General features: G+C 69.3%; 17 protein-coding genes. 8 read left to right on the top strand and 9 right to left on the bottom strand.

Annotation, left to right across the window (positions count from 1 at the left end; all coding sequences use genetic code 11):
• Positions 1 to 23 precede the first annotated feature (23 nt).
• The 6 genes from R4I43_RS16265 to R4I43_RS16240 all read right to left on the bottom strand — a co-directional run bounded on the left by R4I43_RS16265 (position 24) and on the right by R4I43_RS16240 (position 4,569).
• Complete coding sequence (locus tag R4I43_RS16265) at positions 24 to 776, bottom strand: LysE family translocator (RefSeq protein ID WP_324266460.1); 753 nt, start codon at positions 774 to 776, stop codon at positions 24 to 26.
• A gap of 195 nt (positions 777 to 971) precedes the next feature.
• Positions 972 to 1,400 (bottom strand): VOC family protein, encoded by a 429-nt coding sequence (locus R4I43_RS16260; RefSeq protein ID WP_324266459.1) that lies wholly within the window; start codon positions 1,398 to 1,400, stop codon positions 972 to 974.
• Positions 1,401 to 1,560: 160 nt separating this feature from the next.
• Entirely contained in the window at positions 1,561 to 1,992 is a 432-nt protein-coding gene (locus R4I43_RS16255; RefSeq protein WP_324266458.1) for an acyl-CoA thioesterase, read from the bottom strand.
• Positions 1,993 to 2,027: 35 nt separating this feature from the next.
• Positions 2,028 to 2,672: an alpha-ketoglutarate-dependent dioxygenase AlkB family protein gene (locus R4I43_RS16250; protein WP_324266457.1), complete on the bottom strand. Its 645-nt coding sequence runs from the start codon at positions 2,670 to 2,672 to the stop codon at positions 2,028 to 2,030.
• Between the two features lie 37 nt (positions 2,673 to 2,709).
• Positions 2,710 to 3,879 (bottom strand): acyl-CoA dehydrogenase family protein, encoded by a 1,170-nt coding sequence (locus tag R4I43_RS16245; protein ID WP_324266456.1) that lies wholly within the window; start codon positions 3,877 to 3,879, stop codon positions 2,710 to 2,712.
• Positions 3,880 to 3,966: 87 nt separating this feature from the next.
• Positions 3,967 to 4,569: a QsdR family transcriptional regulator gene (locus tag R4I43_RS16240; RefSeq protein WP_324266455.1), complete on the bottom strand. Its 603-nt coding sequence runs from the start codon at positions 4,567 to 4,569 to the stop codon at positions 3,967 to 3,969.
• A 110-nt stretch (positions 4,570 to 4,679) separates the two neighbouring features.
• Here R4I43_RS16240 and R4I43_RS16235 point away from each other — a divergent pair, with 110 nt between their 5' ends.
• The 7 genes from R4I43_RS16235 to R4I43_RS16205 all read left to right on the top strand — a co-directional run bounded on the left by R4I43_RS16235 (position 4,680) and on the right by R4I43_RS16205 (position 11,985).
• On the top strand, positions 4,680 to 5,648 hold the full coding sequence (locus R4I43_RS16235; protein WP_324266454.1) for a phosphotriesterase family protein: 969 nt from the start codon (positions 4,680 to 4,682) through the stop codon (positions 5,646 to 5,648).
• 73 nt (positions 5,649 to 5,721) lie between these two features.
• Positions 5,722 to 7,260, top strand: coding sequence for a class I adenylate-forming enzyme family protein (locus R4I43_RS16230; RefSeq protein WP_324266453.1), 1,539 nt, complete (start codon positions 5,722 to 5,724; stop codon positions 7,258 to 7,260).
• Positions 7,261 to 7,462: 202 nt separating this feature from the next.
• Entirely contained in the window at positions 7,463 to 8,212 is a 750-nt protein-coding gene (locus R4I43_RS16225; protein ID WP_324266452.1) for a metallophosphoesterase, read from the top strand.
• Between the two features lie 43 nt (positions 8,213 to 8,255).
• Positions 8,256 to 8,579: a metallophosphoesterase family protein gene (locus R4I43_RS16220; protein WP_324266451.1), complete on the top strand. Its 324-nt coding sequence runs from the start codon at positions 8,256 to 8,258 to the stop codon at positions 8,577 to 8,579.
• 179 nt (positions 8,580 to 8,758) lie between these two features.
• Positions 8,759 to 8,965, top strand: a complete 207-nt coding sequence (locus R4I43_RS16215) for a hypothetical protein (protein WP_324266450.1) — start codon at positions 8,759 to 8,761, stop codon at positions 8,963 to 8,965.
• Positions 8,955 to 10,094 (top strand): amidohydrolase family protein, encoded by a 1,140-nt coding sequence (locus R4I43_RS16210; RefSeq protein WP_324266449.1) that lies wholly within the window; start codon positions 8,955 to 8,957, stop codon positions 10,092 to 10,094. The genes R4I43_RS16215 and R4I43_RS16210 overlap by 11 nt, the downstream gene beginning before the upstream one ends.
• A gap of 475 nt (positions 10,095 to 10,569) precedes the next feature.
• Positions 10,570 to 11,985, top strand: coding sequence for a sodium:solute symporter (locus R4I43_RS16205; RefSeq protein ID WP_324266448.1), 1,416 nt, complete (start codon positions 10,570 to 10,572; stop codon positions 11,983 to 11,985).
• A 60-nt stretch (positions 11,986 to 12,045) separates the two neighbouring features.
• On the opposite strand, the gene R4I43_RS16200 is transcribed toward R4I43_RS16205, so the two are convergent.
• Positions 12,046 to 13,413 carry an aspartate aminotransferase family protein gene (locus tag R4I43_RS16200; RefSeq protein ID WP_324266447.1) on the bottom strand — a complete coding sequence of 456 codons (1,368 nt, stop codon included), beginning with the start codon at positions 13,411 to 13,413 and terminating at the stop codon, positions 12,046 to 12,048.
• Between the two features lie 75 nt (positions 13,414 to 13,488).
• Entirely contained in the window at positions 13,489 to 14,862 is a 1,374-nt protein-coding gene (locus R4I43_RS16195; protein WP_324266446.1) for an APC family permease, read from the bottom strand.
• 185 nt (positions 14,863 to 15,047) lie between these two features.
• Here R4I43_RS16195 and R4I43_RS16190 point away from each other — a divergent pair, with 185 nt between their 5' ends.
• Positions 15,048 to 16,484: a gamma-aminobutyraldehyde dehydrogenase gene (locus R4I43_RS16190; RefSeq protein ID WP_324266445.1), complete on the top strand. Its 1,437-nt coding sequence runs from the start codon at positions 15,048 to 15,050 to the stop codon at positions 16,482 to 16,484.
• 224 nt (positions 16,485 to 16,708) lie between these two features.
• Here the strand turns inward: R4I43_RS16190 and R4I43_RS16185 are convergent, their stop codons facing one another.
• Positions 16,709 to 17,191 carry an Lrp/AsnC family transcriptional regulator gene (locus R4I43_RS16185; RefSeq protein WP_324266444.1) on the bottom strand — a complete coding sequence of 161 codons (483 nt, stop codon included), beginning with the start codon at positions 17,189 to 17,191 and terminating at the stop codon, positions 16,709 to 16,711.
• Positions 17,192 to 17,215 lie beyond the last annotated feature (24 nt).

Genomic DNA, 17,215 nt, shown 5'->3' with positions numbered 1-17,215 from the left:
AGCCCGCGAGCCGGGTGGGGTGGTCAGGCTCCGGTGTTGCCTTCGAAGGCGACTCGGACGCCGAGGGCCACCATCACCGTGCCGGTGGCGGCTTCCAGGGATCGGTGCACGCGGTCGCGGGCCAGTGCCGTTCGCAGGGCACCGGCGAGCCAGGACGTCAGTCGCCACCAGGTCAACGCCACCGCGACGAACACGAGCGTCAACACGGCCGAGGTGAGCGCTCTCGGCTCCTGCGGCCCGATGAACTGCGGCAGCAGCGTGAGGAACAGCAGTGCGATCTTCGGGTTGAGCAAGTCGCTGATGAACCCTTGCCGGAAGGCCGTCCTGCGGTCGAGATACCCGGTCTCGCCCGATGGCTCGGCGAGGTCCGAGGGAGGTGTCGCGCGGTGGCGGTCCCGCCAGGCCTTCCACAGGGTGCTGATGCCGAGCCAGAACAAGTAGGCGGCGCCGGCGATCTTGACCGCGGCGTAGGCCGAAGCTGAGGCCGCGAGAACTGCGGAAAGCCCCACGACGGAGGCCGCCGCGTGCACGAAAATGCCACTGCAGACGCCCAGTCCGGTCCACCACATGGCGGTGCTCCCACCGCGAAGGCTGTTGCGCAATCCCAGCGCGGTATCCGGCCCGGGAACGACGGTCAGCACGATCACCACGAGCAGAAAAGGAAGCAATTGCTCAGGCGTTCGGCGCGAAGCCCCCAGTCGTGTTCGCTCGGCAAACGACGGGGCGACCCTAGCCGACCGGAATTTCTCCTCGCGAAACCGAGGGACGTCCTTCACCCGGACAGCGCAGCCTCCCGGCGGTCTCACTCCTCCTGTGTCCGGAAAGGTGACGAGCGGACCACCAGTGGAATACGAGGCGCAGCTGCTCGATCGAATCTGGCACCACTCTTGACGGAGTGCCCGTGCTGTCCCGGCGCGCGGGCACTGACCCGCGTCGCCGGGAAGCGGAAGCGCCGGTGGGCGCAGAGCGGCTCAGCCGCCGCTCATGGCCTCGGTCATGCGGCGCGACATCTCCTCGTCGGAGACGTCCTCGACGTGCGTGGCGACGCTCCAGCAGTGCCCGAACGGGTCTTCGAACTCGCCGCTGCGATCGCCGTAGAACTTGTTCTGCACCGAGTTGAGCACCGTCGAGCCGGAGTGGACGGCTTGGTCGAACACCCGGTCCACGTCTTCGACGTAAACGTAGAGCATGGCCGGTGTTCCGCCGATGGACTTCGGGCTGCGGGCGCCCATTTCGGGTGCTTCGTCGGCGAGCATGATCACCGAGTCGCCGATGCCGATCTCGGCGTGGGCGATCTTGCCGTTCTGCATGGGCATCCGCATGCGTTCGGTCGCACCGAGCACCCTGCAGTAGAAGTCGAGCGCGGCCTTGGCGTCGTCGACGAACAGGTACGGAGTCACGCGTGGGAAATCACGCGGAATTGGTTGAACGTCAGTCACGGTTCCCCCTTGTTTGAGCGGCGTGCCCCCGCGCAAGGCGCTCCGGGGGCGCCGAGTGCGAGGCTACGCCGCTCCTGCCCGCTCCGCTGTTCGCCTGCGGTGAGCCCTGGGAGCTGGAAGGTCACGCGTCGTTGGTCGTGAGGGTGTCGAGAGCCTTGCGGATGGCCTCGGGGATCGGTGTGGGGCGGCGGGTTTCGGTGTTGACGTAAACGTGCACCCACGTGCCCGCTGCGGCGTGGGTGCCGTTGTCGTCGAACAGGCCGAGGGCGTAGGTGACGCTGCTGTTGCCGAGCCGTTCCACGCGGAGCCCCACCTGCACGTCGGAGGGGAACCCGACCTCGGCGAAGAATCGGCACCCCGACTCGGCGACGACGTTGACGGCGGCGTCGGCGGTCGGGTCGGCCGCGGCGTTCTCGGCGAGCCATCCGTTGATCATGCTGTCGAACAGCTGGTAGTACACCGCGTTGTTCAGGTGGCCGTACATGTCGTTGTCGGCCCAGCGGGTGGGGTAGGTCTTGAGGACCGGGAAGTCACCGGGTTGCGCAGCACTCACCCGGCCATCTTGACACCTCGACGCACCGAGGTCGCTCAGCCCATGCCGGATTCGCGCAGCGTGATGTTGAGCCGCCCGGAACTCATGCCGAGCGCTGGATCTGCGGTTCCCGGCAGCGTTTTCGGCACACCGTGGTAGGCCTTCCGGGAGGGGCCGCCGAAGACGAACAGGTCACCGGAGCGCAGTTCGACGTCGGTGTAGGGCTGCTTGCGGTTGTCGGTGTTGCCGAAGCGGAACACGCACTCGTCGCCCAGGCTCAGCGAGACCACGGGTGCGCGGCTGAGCTCGTCGCGGTCCTGGTGCATGCCCATGCGCGCCTCGGCGTCGTAGAAGTTGACCAGCGCGATGTCGGGCTCGTAGGGCAAGGCCTCGGGGCGGGCCTCGGCGACGGCGCGCCTGCCGAGCTCGGCGAGCCAGTCCGGCAGCGGCTTGACCGGCGCGCCGTCGCCGTCGTCGACGGTCTTGGAGTAGCGGTAGGGGTACCAGTGCCAGCCGAGGCAGACCGTGCGCACCGACATCTGCGCGCCGCTGGGCAACCGGGCCGCGCGCAACCCCGCAGGTGGGCGGGCCCATTCCCGGCAGGCGGCCACCAGTTGCCGCTGCCACTGCGTCGAGAGCCACCCGGGCACGTGGACCGCGCCCGGGGCGATCTCGGTGCGCGGACGCGGGAAGAGCTCCATCACCTGCGATGTTACCCAGGTCGTCGCAGCGGCGGCGTCATGTCGCCCGCTTCTTCTCGGCGCGCACGAGTCCGCCGCCGATGATGAGTCGTTGGATTTCGCTGGTGCCTTCGTAGAGGCGCAGCAGGCGGACGTCGCGGTAGAGGCGTTCGACCGGCACTTCGCGCATGTAGCCGGTGCCGCCGTGGACCTGCACCGCGAGATCGGCGGCTTTGCCGGCCATCTCGGTGCAGTAGAGCTTGGCGGCGGAGGGGGCGATGCGGCGGTCCTCGCCGGTGAGGTACTTGCGGGCGGCTTCGCGGGCCAGGGCTTGACCGGCCATGACGCCGGTTTGCTGGTCGGCGAGCATGGCCTGCACCAGCTGGAAGTCGCCGATGGGCGTGCCGCCTTGGGTCGCCGAGGCCGCGTAGGACACCGATTCGTCCAGGGCTCGCTGCGCGCAGCCGACGGCCAGCCCGGCGATGTGGATGCGGCCGCGGGCCAGCGAGGTCATCGCGGCCTTGTAGCCGACCTCGCCGTGGGAGCCCACCAGGGCTTCCGGTCCGACGCGGACCTGGGAGAAGGTGACCTCGGCGGTGCGGGAGCCTTCCTGGCCCATCTTCGCGTCGTGGGCACCGACCTGGACGCCTGCTGCGTCGCCGGGCACGAGGAACACCGCGATGCCGTTGCCCGTCTCGGGTGCGGGCTGCATCCGCGCGAAGACCACGAACAGCCCGGCTTCGGTGGCGTTGGTGATGAACTGCTTGCCGCCGTCGATGACCCAGCCGTCGCCGTCGGCGGTGGCGGTGGTGCGCAGCCCGGCGGGGTTGGAACCGGCGCCGGGTTCGGTGAGGGCGAAGGAAGCGACGACCTCGCCGGAGGCGATGCGCGGCAGCCACTGGGCCTTCTGCTCGTCGGTGCCGAAACCGACCAGCACCTGCCCGGCGATGCCGTTGTTGGTGCCGAACATCGAGCGCAGCGACAGCGAGGTGTAGCCGAGTTGCATGGCGATCTCGACGTCCTGCACGAGGTTGAGGCCCAGACCGCCCCACTGCTGGGGGATGGCGTAGCCGAACAGGCCCATCTCGGCGGCCTGGTTGCGCAGGTCCGCGGGGATCGCGTCGGTGTTCATGATCTCGGTCTCGCGGGGCAGCACGCGGGTGCGCACGAAGTCGCAAACCTGGGCGAGGACGTCGCGGAAGACGTCATCGGGAACTTCGGTGTCCATGCTGTTCACCTTCGCGCATGGATTGAGACCAGTCCAATACTCAATGAGTCCTTCAGTGAGACTCCAAACGCAACGAACCAGCTCGGGCTAGGCGGAGCGCGGTGGGATGTTGAGCAGGGCGGCGGCCAGGTCGAGCGCGGTGTCGATCTCCGGTTCGGGCTTGCCCAGCAGCGGTGCGTACAGGTGCGCGTCGCACATGCGGATGATCGCCTGGCCGAGGACCTCCGGTGGCAGCGTCAGCTCCAGCCGCCCAGCGGCCTGCTCCCGGGTCAGCAGGTCCGCGATGAGCCGGGTGGAGGTGTGCTCGACCGGTCCGGGCAGGAGCGTGACCCGGATGAACAGCAGCGGGTCCCGCTTCGACAACGCCTGCAGCGGCTCGGCGTTGATGACCGCGCGCATGAACTGCGCCAGCACTTCGAGCACGTCGCCGTCGCCGGACTCCTCGGCGTGGCTCTTGACCGTCCGGTGGAAGGTGAGCTCGGTCTGCTCGGCCAGCACCGCGGCGATGAGCTCCTCCCTGTTGCCCACCAGCCGGTAGAGCGTGGAGCGTCCGATGTCGAGTTCGCCGGCCAGCGCGGACATGTCCAGGGGTTCGCAGGTCAGGTAGTGGCGGGTGGCGGCGGCGATGACGGCCCGCCGGCTCAGCTGGGTGCCGAGGCGCGTGCCCGACCGGTCCTGCCTCTCGCTCATGAGATCAAGTATGGGACAAATCTTGACCATGTACCACTTCTGGCACAAACTGGCCAACTGTCCCGATGTGATCCGCGAGACATCGAGCGCTTCAACGAGGAGGCATTCAGATGGCAGAGGTCCAGACCGTCCGCGGCCCGGTACCCGCCGAACACCTCGGCACGACCCTCATGCACGAGCACGTGTTCGTGCTGGGCGAGGAGATGCGGCAGAACTACCCCGACTACCCGAACCACTGGGACGAGGACGCCAGGGTCGCCGATGCCGTCGACAAGCTCAAGCAGTGCAAGACGCGCGGGATCGACACGATCGTCGACCCGACCGTGATCGGGCTCGGCCGCTACATCCCGCGCATCCAGCGGATCAACGAGCAGGTCGACATCAACATCATCGCCGCGACCGGCCTCTACACCTACAACGAGATCCCGTTCCAGTTCCACTACACCGGTCCGGGACTGCTGTTCGACCGGCCCGAACCGATGGTCGAGCTGTTCGTCGGCGACATCCGCGAGGGGATCGCGGGAACGCAGGTCAAGGCCGGGCTGCTCAAGTGCGCGATCGAGGAGCAGGGACTGACCCCGGGCGTGGAGCGGGTGATGCGCGCGGTCGGGCAGGCGCACGTCGAGACCGGCACGCCGATCACCGTGCACACCAACGTCCACACCAAGTCGGGCCTGGTCGCGCAGAAGGTCCTCGCCGAGGAAGGCGTGGATCTGAGCAAGGTCGTCATCGGGCACTCGGGCGACAGCACCGACCTCGACTACCTCTGCGAGCTCGCCGACGCGGGTTCCTACCTGGGCATGGACCGCTTCGGGCTGGACGTGCTGCTGCCGTTCGAGCAGCGCGTGGACACGGTGGCCGAACTCGCGCGGCGCGGTTACGCGGAGAAGATGGTGCTCTCGCACGACGCCTCGTGCTTCATCGACTGGTTCTCCGAGGAGGCCAAGGCCGAAGCGGTCCCCAACTGGATCTTCACCCACATCAGCGACGACGTGCTGCCTGCGCTGCGCGAGCGCGGCGTCACCGATGAGCAGATCGACACGATGATGGTGGGCAACCCCCGTCGCTACTTCGAATGAGGGTGTCGCAGGCCGGTTTTCGCCCGCGCTGTCGTCGACGGCGTCGGGATCTGCTCGAGGGAGGCGAACTACGATGGCAACCAGCCAGGCGGTGATCGAGATTCCGCGCCGCCACAACCCGTTCCCGGAAACGGGGGTGTCGCAACGCGACGGCGTGCCGCACTACGACGGCCTGCCGGAGACCCTGCTGGACCTGCTCCGGGCGCAGGTCGACGCGCGCCCGGACAGCGAGGCCGTGGTGGAACTGGGCGCGCAGCGGTTGACCTACCGGCAGTTGTGGGATCGCGCGTCCCGCGTGGCCGGTGGCTTGCGCGCCAGCGGTGTTCGACCGGGCGACCGCGTCGCGGTCCGCTACCCGGCCGGGGTGAACTGGGTCCTGGCGTTCTGGGGAACGGTGATGGCGGGCGCGGTGGCGGTCGCGGTCAACACCCGCTCGGCCCAACCCGAGGTCGAGTTCATCCTCTCCGACGCGGGCACGGCGGTGGACCTGGCCGCCGATGCACCGCTGCCCGACGGAGAACCGCACGTCCACGACGATGCGGCTGCCGGCGACGTGGCCGCGCTGTTCTACACCTCCGGCACCACCGGCATGCCCAAGGGCGTGCCCACCACCCACGAGGCGTTCGTGACCAACGCCGAGAACATGGCTCGCGGTCTGGGCTTGCCGCGCGACATCGGCGAGGACCTGCGCACGCTGATCTCGGTGCCGCTGTTCCACGTGACGGGCTGCAACTCCCAGTTGCTGACGGCCGCCTACCTCGGCGGCACGGCGGTGATCATGCCCTCGCTGGACCTCGCGGAGCTGATCTCGACCCTGTCCGGGGAACGCATCTCGTTCATGGTGACCGTGCCGGCCGTGTACGCGTTGCTGCTGCGGCGCGAGGACTTCGGTGGCGCGGACGTCTCCAGCGTGCGCTGGGTGGGGTACGGCGGCGCGCCGATCGAGCCCGCCCTGGTCGCCTCGCTCAAGCGGGCGTTCCCCGACGCCCAGGTGTTCAACGGCTACGGCATGACCGAGACGGCGTCGCTCATGACCGTCCTGCCCGACGGTGATGCGGTCGAGCACGCCGACTCGGTGGGCTACGCGGTCCCGTCGGTGCGGCTCGGGGTGGCGCCCATCGGCGACGACCCCGCGGTCGGTGAGCTGGTGGTGCGCGGCGCGAACGTGACGAGCGGCTACTGGAACCGGCCCGAGGCCGATGCCGCGACCATCGTGGACGGTTGGTTGCACACCGGTGATGTGGTCCGCGTCGACGAGGCCGGGCGCGTGCGCATCATCGACCGGATCAAGGACATCATCAACCGCGGCGGCGAGAACATCTCCAGTATCGAGGTCGAAACCGCGCTGGTCGGAGCACCCGGTGTGGCAGAAGCCGCGGTCATCGCGGTCGCCGACGAGGTGATGGGCGAGAAGGTCGGCGCCGTGATCCACGCCAGCGGCGTGCAGGTCGACGTCGACGCGGTGCTCGAGCACTGCCGCGGCCAGCTGGCGGACTTCAAGATCCCGCAGTACGTCGTGGTCTCCGACCAGCCGTTGCCCCGCAACCCCGGCGGCAAGTTGCTCAAGGGCCGGTTGCGCGACGACGTGGAATGGGGACAACCCCTGCGGTGATCGGCGTCGGCACCGCCGACGTCCCTGACGACACGCGTTCGGCGAGGCGGAACTGCGCAGCCCGGCCGTCCTTCGGAGGTGATCGAATCCTGCGCGTGCGCCTGAGATCGTGACTCATCCCTGCAGATCCGTCGGGAGACGCGTCCCACCGGTGATCGTTCCGGTCGGCTCCACCACGACGCGCTCGATTGAGAGGTCTGCCATGGTCGATCCGGAACGTTCCGCGCAGGGTGAAGGTCAAGCTGGCAGCGGTTCGCGGTCGTCGGTTCCGCGCCGGGATTTCCTGGCCGGTGCCGTGGCGACCGCGGTGGGTGCGGCGGTGCTGCCCGGCGCCGCCGCTGCCTCGGGCGGGGTGGCGAAGCTGCCATTACCGGCGGGCCGGGACTTCACCGCGCTCATCACCGGTGACGCCGGCACGGGCAAGCCGGAGCAGTACGCCGTGGCCGCCGCCGCTCGGCGGGTCTTCGCCGAGCAAGGTGGTTCGCTGGCGGTGGGGCTCGGTGACAACCTGTACCTCGACGGCCCGGAGAGCTCCGACGACGACGAGTTCCAGACCAAGTTCGAGCAGCCCAACGCCGGGATCGATGCGCCGTGGTTGATGATCCTCGGCAACCACGACACCAGCGGCCTGGTCGCCGGAGGTGGGGACGGGCCGGAGCGCGGTGACTACGAAGTCGCCTACCACGACTCCTCGGCGCGCTGGTACATGCCGGCGCGCTACTACTCGGTGGCCGTGCCGGAGCGCGACCCGGTGGTGGAGTTCTTCGCCCTCGACACCAATCCGGTGGCCCCGTTCCTGCCGCAGCGGGATCCGCACTACGCGTGGAACGGTCCGTACATGCAGGCGCAGCGGGAGTGGCTCCACGCCGCGCTCGGCGAGTCCCGAGCCCGGTGGAAGATCGTGATCGTACACCCCGTACCTCAACAACGGGCCGTACGGGAACTCCGGTGAGTACAACGGCGTCACCCTCGACGACTACGCCAGCGGCAAGCACTTGAAGGAGCTCTACGAGCAGGTCGTGGTCGGGCGCGCTGATCTGATCCTGTCCGGGCACGATCACTGCTCGCAAATCCTCAAGCCGCGCAACGGCACTCAGCAGATCGTCTGCGGAGCGTCCTCGCAGACCGAGGACGGGCAGAGCAAGGTCACCAACGAGGCGTTCTGGCAGGACTTCTCGCACCGCGGGTTCATGACGCTGCGGGTCACCGACGCGGCGCTGACCTTGCGCGCCTACCTCGCGGATTCCACCGACCCGGCCACGGCCACCGCACGACTCGCCCACACCCACGACATCCCGGCTGCTGCCGGTCAGTTGTAGCCGCGCAGGACGATCCCGTCGTCTTCCTGGCCGAGCGCAACCGGGAGGCGTTGCTTCGGATCTGCCCCACCAGCACGATCGGTGGCGGGGACCCGGCGCAGCAGCTGAACTTGGAGTACGGCGGGGCCGAACGATCGCCGGTCTCGAGGGACGACGTAGCGAAGGTGTGGCCAGAAGACATGACGGAGCAGCAGACCACCGACATCCCCGGCTTGCCCCTGGACCTCACCGAGGCCCTCGAGGAGCTGGAGAAGGACACCACCGTGCGCGGCTGGTTCCCGCCGGACCTGGTGCGCACCCACCTCGACGTCAAGCGGGCTGAGCTCCGCGCGGTCGAGGGACTCAGCCCCGCCGAGGTCTGCCGGAGGCTCGTCGATGCGTACTGAGCTGCAGGCCCGCCTAGCCGAGATCCCCCTGATCGACCACCACGTCCACGGTCCGCTCAAGGACCACGTCAGCCGGGCCGAGTTCGAGCTGCTCATCACCGAGTCGGACCGGCCCGTTCCGGCGTGGATGACCCAGTTCGACTCGCAGGTCGGGTTCGCGGTGCGCCGGCATTGCGCTCCCGTGCTGGGACTGCCGCCGCACGCGAGCCCCGAGGAGTACTGGGCGACCCGTTCCGGGCTGGAACCGGGCGAGCTCACCCGCCGCTTGCTGGCGGCCAGCCGTACCCGGCGGTGGCTCGTCGAAACCGGCTACGCCGGCGAGCGCATCGCGGGACTCAGCGAGTTCGGCGAATTGGTGGAGGGCCGGGTGGACGAGGTCGTCCGCCTGGAGTCGGTGCTCGAGTCGGTCGCACGGGGCTGCACCGCTGACGGGTTGGTCGCTGCGTTCCGCGACGAGCTGCAGCGGCGCGCCCGAGACGCGGTCGGGCTCAAGAGCATCGTCGCCTACCGGCACGGATTCGACTTCGATCCCGAGCCGCCCAGCCGCGGCGACGTCCTGCGCGCGGCCGAGCGGTGGCTGCGGACCGTCGACGCCGGCGCCGAGCCCCGCGTCGACGACATCGTGCTGCTGCGCATGCTCCTGCGGGAAGGCGTGTCCACTGGATTGCCGCTGCAACTGCACGCGGGCTACGGCGACCCCGACGTGGAACTGCACCGATGCGACCCGCTGCTGCTCACCCGCTGGTTGAAGGCCATCGAGGGGTCGGGCACCGATGTGCTGCTGCTGCACTGCTACCCCTTCCACCGCAACGCCGGCTACCTCGCGCAGGCGTTCCCGCACGTCTACTTCGACGTCGGACTCGCGATCAACTACACGGGAGCCCGTTCGGCCGCGGTCGTGGCCGAAAGCCTGGAGTTGGCGCCCTTCGCCAAGCTCCTCTACTCCTCGGACGCCTGGGGACCGCCGGAACTGCACCACCTCGGCGCGGTGCTCTGGCGCCGGGGCATGGCGCTCGCGATGGCCGAGTGGGTCGACGAGGGCGAATGGTCGCTGGAGGAGGCGGTTCGAGTGGCCACCCTGATCGGCCGCGAGAACGCGGCACGCGTCTACGGGCTCGACGATGACTGATCACGATCGACTCCGCACCGCGCTCGCCGGAGAACTGGAGATCGCTGGCGAGTTGCGCCGCTGACTCCACGCGAACCCCGACCTCTCCGGTGCTGAAACGGCCACTCGTGACCTGGTTCTGGAAGCTCTGCGGTGCTAGTAGGAGCCGCAGCGCACGGGGCGGGGGGCCCCCCCCCCCGGGGCCGGGTGGGGGGGGCGCGGCGGGGGAGGGGGAGATCGGCCCGGCCGCGCCGGGGGGGCGCCCCCCACCCGGGGGTGGCTGTTTGGGGCCCGCGCTGCTGGAACGGTCAAGTGGCGGAGGGTTGTTCGTTCCTCCAAGCCGCCCATCGCCTGTTGGAGCATCTGCTCATGTCCTGGTGGGCGGGTCGTCGTTCACACTCTCCGGAACGTTCACTCGGTGCAGCTCGGGTCCGCTGCCGGCTCGGGGTGGGCCGTCGAGGCGGCAGCCGCTGTCCGCTCGCTCCGGAGGGGAGCCATGATCTTCGACTACGCGGTGATCGCGTTGTACTTCGCCGTCATGCTCGGCGTGGGCTGGTGGGGCATGCGCCGATCGCGCAGCAAGGAGGACTTCCTGGTCGCCGGTCGGCGGCTGGGCCCGGTCTTCTACACCGGGACGCTGGCCGCGGTCGTGCTGGGCGGTGCCTCCACGATCGGCAGCACCAGCCTCGGCTACGAGTACGGCATCTCGGGGTTGTGGCTGGCGGCGATGCTCGGGCTGGGCATCCTCGCGCTGAGCCTGCTGTTCTCCCGCAAGCTCTCCCAGCTGGGCGTGTACACGGTCTCGGAAGTGTTCGAACTGCGCTACAACGCGGCCGGGCGCTTGCTCAGCGGGATCATCATGATCGCCTACGACCTGATGGTCGCGGTGACCGCCACGCTCGCGGTGGGCACGCTCTTCGACGTGCTGCTGGGCATTCCCCGGGTGCCGGCGATCCTCATCGGCGGGGGCATCGTCGTGCTCTACACCGTCCTGGGCGGGATGTGGTCGATCACGCTGACCGACCTGCTGCAGTTCTTCATCATGACCGCCGGGATCTTCGCGGTCCTGCTGCCCGTGTCGGTGATGCGGGCGGGCGGCACCGACAGCCTGGTGCAGTCGTTGCCGAGCAGCTACTTCGACGTCACCGCCATCGGCGGCGACAAGATCTTCTCCTACTTCCTCATCTACTTCTTCGGGATGCTCATCGGCCAGGACGTCTGGCAACGCGTGTTCACCGCGCGCACCGAGCGCGTCGCGCGCTACGCCGGCGTCGCCGCAGGCGTCTACGTGGCGCTGTACGGCACGGCTGCCGCGGCCATCGGCATGGCCGCCAAGGTCCTGTTCCCGGACCTGCCCAACGTCGACGACGCCTTCGCCACCGTGGCGCAGGGCGTGCTGCCCGCGGGGCTGCGCGGGCTGGTGCTGGCGGCTGCGCTGGCGGCGCTGATGTCGACGGCGAGCGCGACGATCCTGGCGTCCTCGACGATCGCGGCCAACGACATCTACGCCCGCTTCTCGCAGCGCACGGCCGGGGTCGCGGTGAACCGGGTGTTCGCGGTCGGCGGCGGCGTGGTCGTGATCGTCGCGTCGCTGCTGGTGCGCGACGTGGTCGGGGCGTTGACGATCGCCTACAACCTGCTGGTCGGAGGTGTGCTGGTGCCGATCGTCGGTGCGCTGTTCTGGCGGCGTGCAAGTGCCGCCGGTGCGCTGGCGTCGATGCTGGTCGGCAGCCTGACCGTGATCGGCCTGATGATCGCCTACGGCATGGACGCCAACGAACCGATCTACGTGGGTCTGATCTCCAGCGTCGTGGTGTTCGTCGCGGTGAGCCTGTTGGCTCCGCCGACCGAGCAGACCCAGCTCGACTCCTGGCAGCGGCGCCTCCGAGGAGAGGCCGCCGTGGCGCGCTGAGTCCGGACCGGCCCGAGGAGCCCCGCATCGCCCGGCGGTGCGGGGCTCCTCGCGTCTACCTCAGAGCGCCTTCCAGGCGTCGGTGAGCACGGTGCGCAGCACCTGCTCGACCTCATCGAAGTGGTCCTGGGTGGCGATCAGCGGCGGGGAGAGCTGGATGACGGGCTCGGCGCGGTCGTCGGCCCGGCAGAACAGCCCGGCCTCGAACAGCGCGGGGGAGACGTGCCCGCGCAGCACCCGTTCGGCCTGGGCCGGGGTGAACGACTCCCGGGTGGCCTCGTCCTTGACCAGCTCGATGCCGTAGAAGTACCCGGCACCGCGCACGTCGCCGACGATGGGCAGGTCGAGCAGCTTCTCCAGCGTGGTGCGGAAGTTCGCCTCGTTGGCCTGGACGTGCTCGTAGAGCGACTCGGATTCGATGACGTCCAGGTTGGCCAGCGCCACCGCGCACGACACCGGGTGCCCGCCGTAGGTCGAGCCGTGGGTGAAGGTGCTGCCACGGGTGAAGGGTTCCATCAGCCGCTCGTCGGCGATCATGGCTCCCAGCGGCGCGTAACCGGAGGTCAGGCCCTTGGCGACGGTGATGATGTCGGGCTGGTAGCCGTAGCGGTTGGCGCCGAAGTCGTGGCCCAGCCGCCCGAACGCGCAGATCACCTCGTCGGAGACCAGCAGCACGTCGTGGGCGTCGCAGATCTCGCGGACCCGCTGCCAGTACCCGGGCGGCGGCGGGAAGCAGCCGCCGGTGTTCTGCAGCGGCTCCAGGAACACCGCCGCGACGGTGTCGGCACCTTCCCGCTCGATCGCGCGCCCGATCTCCTCGGCGGCCCACTGGCCGAAGCGCTCGTAGTCGTCGGCGTGCACGGGCGCCCGGTAGAAGTTGGTGTTGGGCACCTTGATCGAGCTGGGCACCAGGGGTTCGAAGTCCTGCTTGATGCCGGGGATGCCGGTCAGCGACAGCGCGCCCTGGGAGGTGCCGTGGTAGGCCAGCGAGCGGCTGATCACCTTGTGCTTGGTGGGCTTTCCGGTCTTCTTGAAGTACTGCTTGGCGAGCTTCCAGGCGGTCTCGACGGCTTCGCCGCCGCTGACGGTGAAGAACACGCGGTTGAGGTCGCCGGGGGTGCTCGCGGTGATGCGCTCGGCCAGCTCGACCGCGCCCTCGTGCGCGTAGGACCACAGCGGGAAGTAGCCGAGCTTGCGGGACTGGCGGGCGGCGGCCTCGGCGAGCTCTTCGCGCCCGTGGCCGACCTGGACGGCGAAGAGCCCGGCCAGGCCGTCGAAGTAGCGCTTGCCGCGCTCGTCGTAGACGTAGGGACCCTCGCCGCGCACCATCACCGGGACTTCGGCGTCGGCGTAGCTGCTGTGGTCGGTGAAGTGCAGCCACAGGTGGTCGCGGGCCCGGTCGCCCAGCGAGCGGGTGGATGCGGTCATGATCAACCTCTGTTCGGTCTCAGCTCGATGCTGCGTGTACGAAATTAGTCGTGAAAGTCAATGATCGCAACTGAATCAGTTGCCAACGATCGACCACTGGTTCGGATGGCGTCGCAGATGGGCTGCGTAGTACGTGGCGGCCAGGGCCAGAGCCCCGGCGGTGATCGCCAGGTCGGCAGGTGCCTGGTTGGCCAGCGCGAGCACGATCGCGGAGATGGTCAGCACGGCGGGAACCGGCCACAGCGGCATCCGCCACCCGGCGGTCGAGGGCGTGCGCCGGGCGCGCAGCGCCGCCACGGCGATCGCCAGGTACAGCCCCGCGACGATCACACCGGTCACGCCGACCAGCGTCTCGCTGCTGACCAGTCCCGCCAGTGCAGCGGCGGGCAGCCCGGCCACCAACGTCGCCGCCCACGGCGACTTCCAGCGCGGGTGCAGCTTGGTCATCACCCGGTTGACCGGCTCCGGCCAGGCCTGATCGCGCGCGGAGGCGTAGAGAACGCGGGCGTTCTGCAGCACCATCACGATGACCGCGTTGAGGATCGCCGCGGCCACGCTCAGCCCGACGAAGGTCGACAGGACCGGCCCGCCCCAGGAGTCGACGATCGCGATGAAGTCGGCGCCGGCGAGCTCGGCATCGCTGCCCGTGCCGAGCACCACCGCCACCGTGGGCACGCCGATGATCAGCACCGAGGCCACCAGCGACCACATGACCGTGCGCACCACGCTGCGCTCGGGCTGCTTGAGCTCCTCGGAGAGGTACACCGCGCTGCTGAAGCCCTGGAAGGTGAACATCCCGACGGCCAGCCCGGTCAGCAGCACGCCCCAGGTGAACGGCGAGTACCTGCCGGTGGCGTCCGGGATCGTCGGGGTCAGCAGCGCGCTGACCGGCCGGTGCGCGTGGGCGAAGCCGAACCCGGCCACGAGCGCGGCGGCCAGCACCTCCACGGCCAGGAAGGTGCCGGTCACCAGCGCGTTGGAGCGCACGTCCAGCAGCGCGATGAGCGTGGCCACCAGCATCACCGCCGCCCCGGTCACCGCGACCGGAAGCTCCACGACCGAAGCCAGGTAGTCGGCGGTGCCCAAGGCGATCACCGGCGGCACCACGAAGATCATGCCCAGGCTGAGGACGAACGTCAGCCAGCCCGCGCCGCGGCCCAGAACCCGCGACACGATGGAGTACTCGCCTCCGGCGATGGGGAAGCGGGTGCCGAGCTCGCCGTAGCACAGCGCGACTCCCGCCGAGATCACGGCGGCCAGCACGAGGGTGAGCACGACGCCGGTGCCTTGGGTCTGCACCAGTTCGGGCACGAGGATGAACAGCGATGAGCCGGGTGTGATGCAGGAGAGGGTCAGCAGCACACCGCCGAAGACGGTGAGCACGCGGGGAAGTCGTTCGGAACGGGATCGTCTGCTGGAGGCCGCGGTGGCCTCGTTGGTCCCTGTCATGGGCGTCCTCATCAAAGCCGAGGGGGTGGGGCGGGCGCCGGCGTGACCTCACATTGAAAGCGGCGGTTCACTCCCAGTCAAGGGTTTGGGCAACGAAAACGTTCTCCGATCTCCGTATAGCCAACCGAATGAGTTGCGAATAGGCTCCCGAGGCACTGAATCAGTTGCAGTCGTGTGAAAGGGAGATGTCCGTGGCCGAGCGAGTTCTGCGCAACTTCATCGACGGGGCCCGGGTCGAGGCCGTCAGCGGCGCGACGCTGGACGTCGTCGACCCGGCGACCGGGGAGGTCTACGCGACCCAAGCGCTGTCCCGCGAGTCCGATGTGGACAACGCGATGCGCGCGGCCGAGAAGGCCTTCCGCGACTGGCGCCGCAGCACCCCGGCGCAGCGGCAGCGGGCGATGCTGCGCATCGCCGACGACATCGAGTCCCGCACCGAGGAGATCGTGCGGGTCGAGTCCGAGAACACCGGCAAACCGATCGAGCTCACCCACGGCGAAGAGATGACGATGGTGCTCGACCACCTCCGGTTCTTCGCCGGAGCGGCCAGGGTGCTGGAGGGCCGTGCGGCCGGTGAGTACCTGGCCGGGCACACCTCGATGATCCGCCGCGAACCGATCGGCGTGTGCGCCCAGGTCACGCCGTGGAACTACCCGCTGCTGATGGCCATCTGGAAGATCGCGCCCGCGCTGGCGGCGGGGAACACCGTGGTGCTCAAGCCCTCCGAGACCACCCCGGCCAGCACCCTGCTGCTGGCCGAGCTGGCCGCCGAGCACCTGCCCGCGGGCGTGTTCAACGTCGTCACCGGCGACCGGGACACCGGCCGGATGCTGGTGGAACACCCGGTGCCGCAGATGACCTCGATCACCGGCTCGGTGCGAGCGGGCGTGGAGGTCGCGGGATCGGCGGCCCACGACCTCAAGCGGGTGCACCTGGAACTGGGCGGGAAGGCCCCGGTGCTGGTCCACGACGACGCGGACGTGGCGGCGGCCGCCGAGGGCATCGCCACCGCCGGGCTGTTCAACGCCGGCCAGGACTGCACCGCCGCGACGCGGGTGCTGGTGCACGAGTCGGTGCACGACGAGTTCGTGGCAGCCCTGACCGAGCGCGCCGAGGCGACCCGCACCGGCCCGCCGTCGGACGCCGAGGCCTTCTACGGACCGCTCAACAGCGCCGACCAGCTGGACAAGGTCGCCGGATTCGTCGAGCGGCTACCCGAGCACGCCACGGTGCACTGCGGCGGGACGCGCGTCGGGGAGCGCGGGTACTTCTTCGCGCCCACGGTCGTCTCCGGCCTGCGGCAGGACGACGAGATCGTGCAGCAGGAGGTCTTCGGCCCGGTGCTGACGGTGCAGTCGTTCCGCGACGAGGCCGACGCGCTGGCCAAGGCCAACGGCGTTCAGTACGGCCTGGCCTCCTCGGTGTGGACCAGCGATCACGGTCGCGCGATGCGCGCCGCCGCCGAACTCGACTTCGGCACCGTCTGGGTCAACACGCACATCCCGCTGGTCGCCGAGATGCCCCACGGCGGGTTCAAGCTCTCCGGCTACGGCAAGGACCTGTCGATGTACGGCCTGGAGGACTACACCAGGGTCAAGCACGTGATGTCCAACATGGACTAAGGAGTGGTTGAGGGTCACTTTGCTCAGCGGTGCCAGTGGCGGAAACCCCCGAAGGGGGAAAGCGCAGCGGCTCCGTGGACTCCGCGCGCCGCTCCTGATGCATGTCCAATACACGGCGTCCCGGCGCGCTCGCCACGAAGCCGCTCAGAAATCCCCCGCAGGGGAGGGCACCGCGGTGCCAGCTGCTCAGGGGGTGAAAGAGAGTGCGGCTCCGCCGCACACCCCTAGCGGGTTCCCCAGGCGTAGCTCTGCTTGCGCAGCTTGAGGTAGACGAAGCTCTCGGTGCGGGTGACCGACTCCAGGCTGCGGATGCGCTGGTTGATGATCTCCAGCAGGTGGTCGTCGTCGCGGCAGACGACCTCGACGAGCAGGTCGAAGGATCCGGCCGTGATCACCACGTACTCGATCTCGGGCTGCTCGGCGAGCTGGTCGGCGACCTGCTGGGCATCACCGGCGACGTTCACGCCGATCATGGCCTGGCGCAGGAAGCCCACCTGCATCGGGTCGGTGACCGCGACGATCTGCACCATGCCGGAATCCAGCAGCCGCTGAACCCGTTGCCGCACCGCGGCTTCCGAGAGGCCGACCGCCTTGCCGATCGCGGCGTAAGAGCGGCGCCCGTCCTCCTGGAGCTGCTCGATGATGCGCTTGGACACCTCGTCCAGCGCGGCGGGGGTGGGGTCCGGTTCGGAGATCTTACGAGTCACGACAACATCGTTGTCCTCGCCGCA

Origin of the sequence: Saccharopolyspora mangrovi (assembly GCF_035320975.1) — a bacterium.
Taxonomy (GTDB): Bacteria; Actinomycetota; Actinomycetes; order Mycobacteriales; family Pseudonocardiaceae; genus Saccharopolyspora; species Saccharopolyspora mangrovi.
This window is presented reverse-complemented; position numbering and strand designations above follow the sequence as displayed.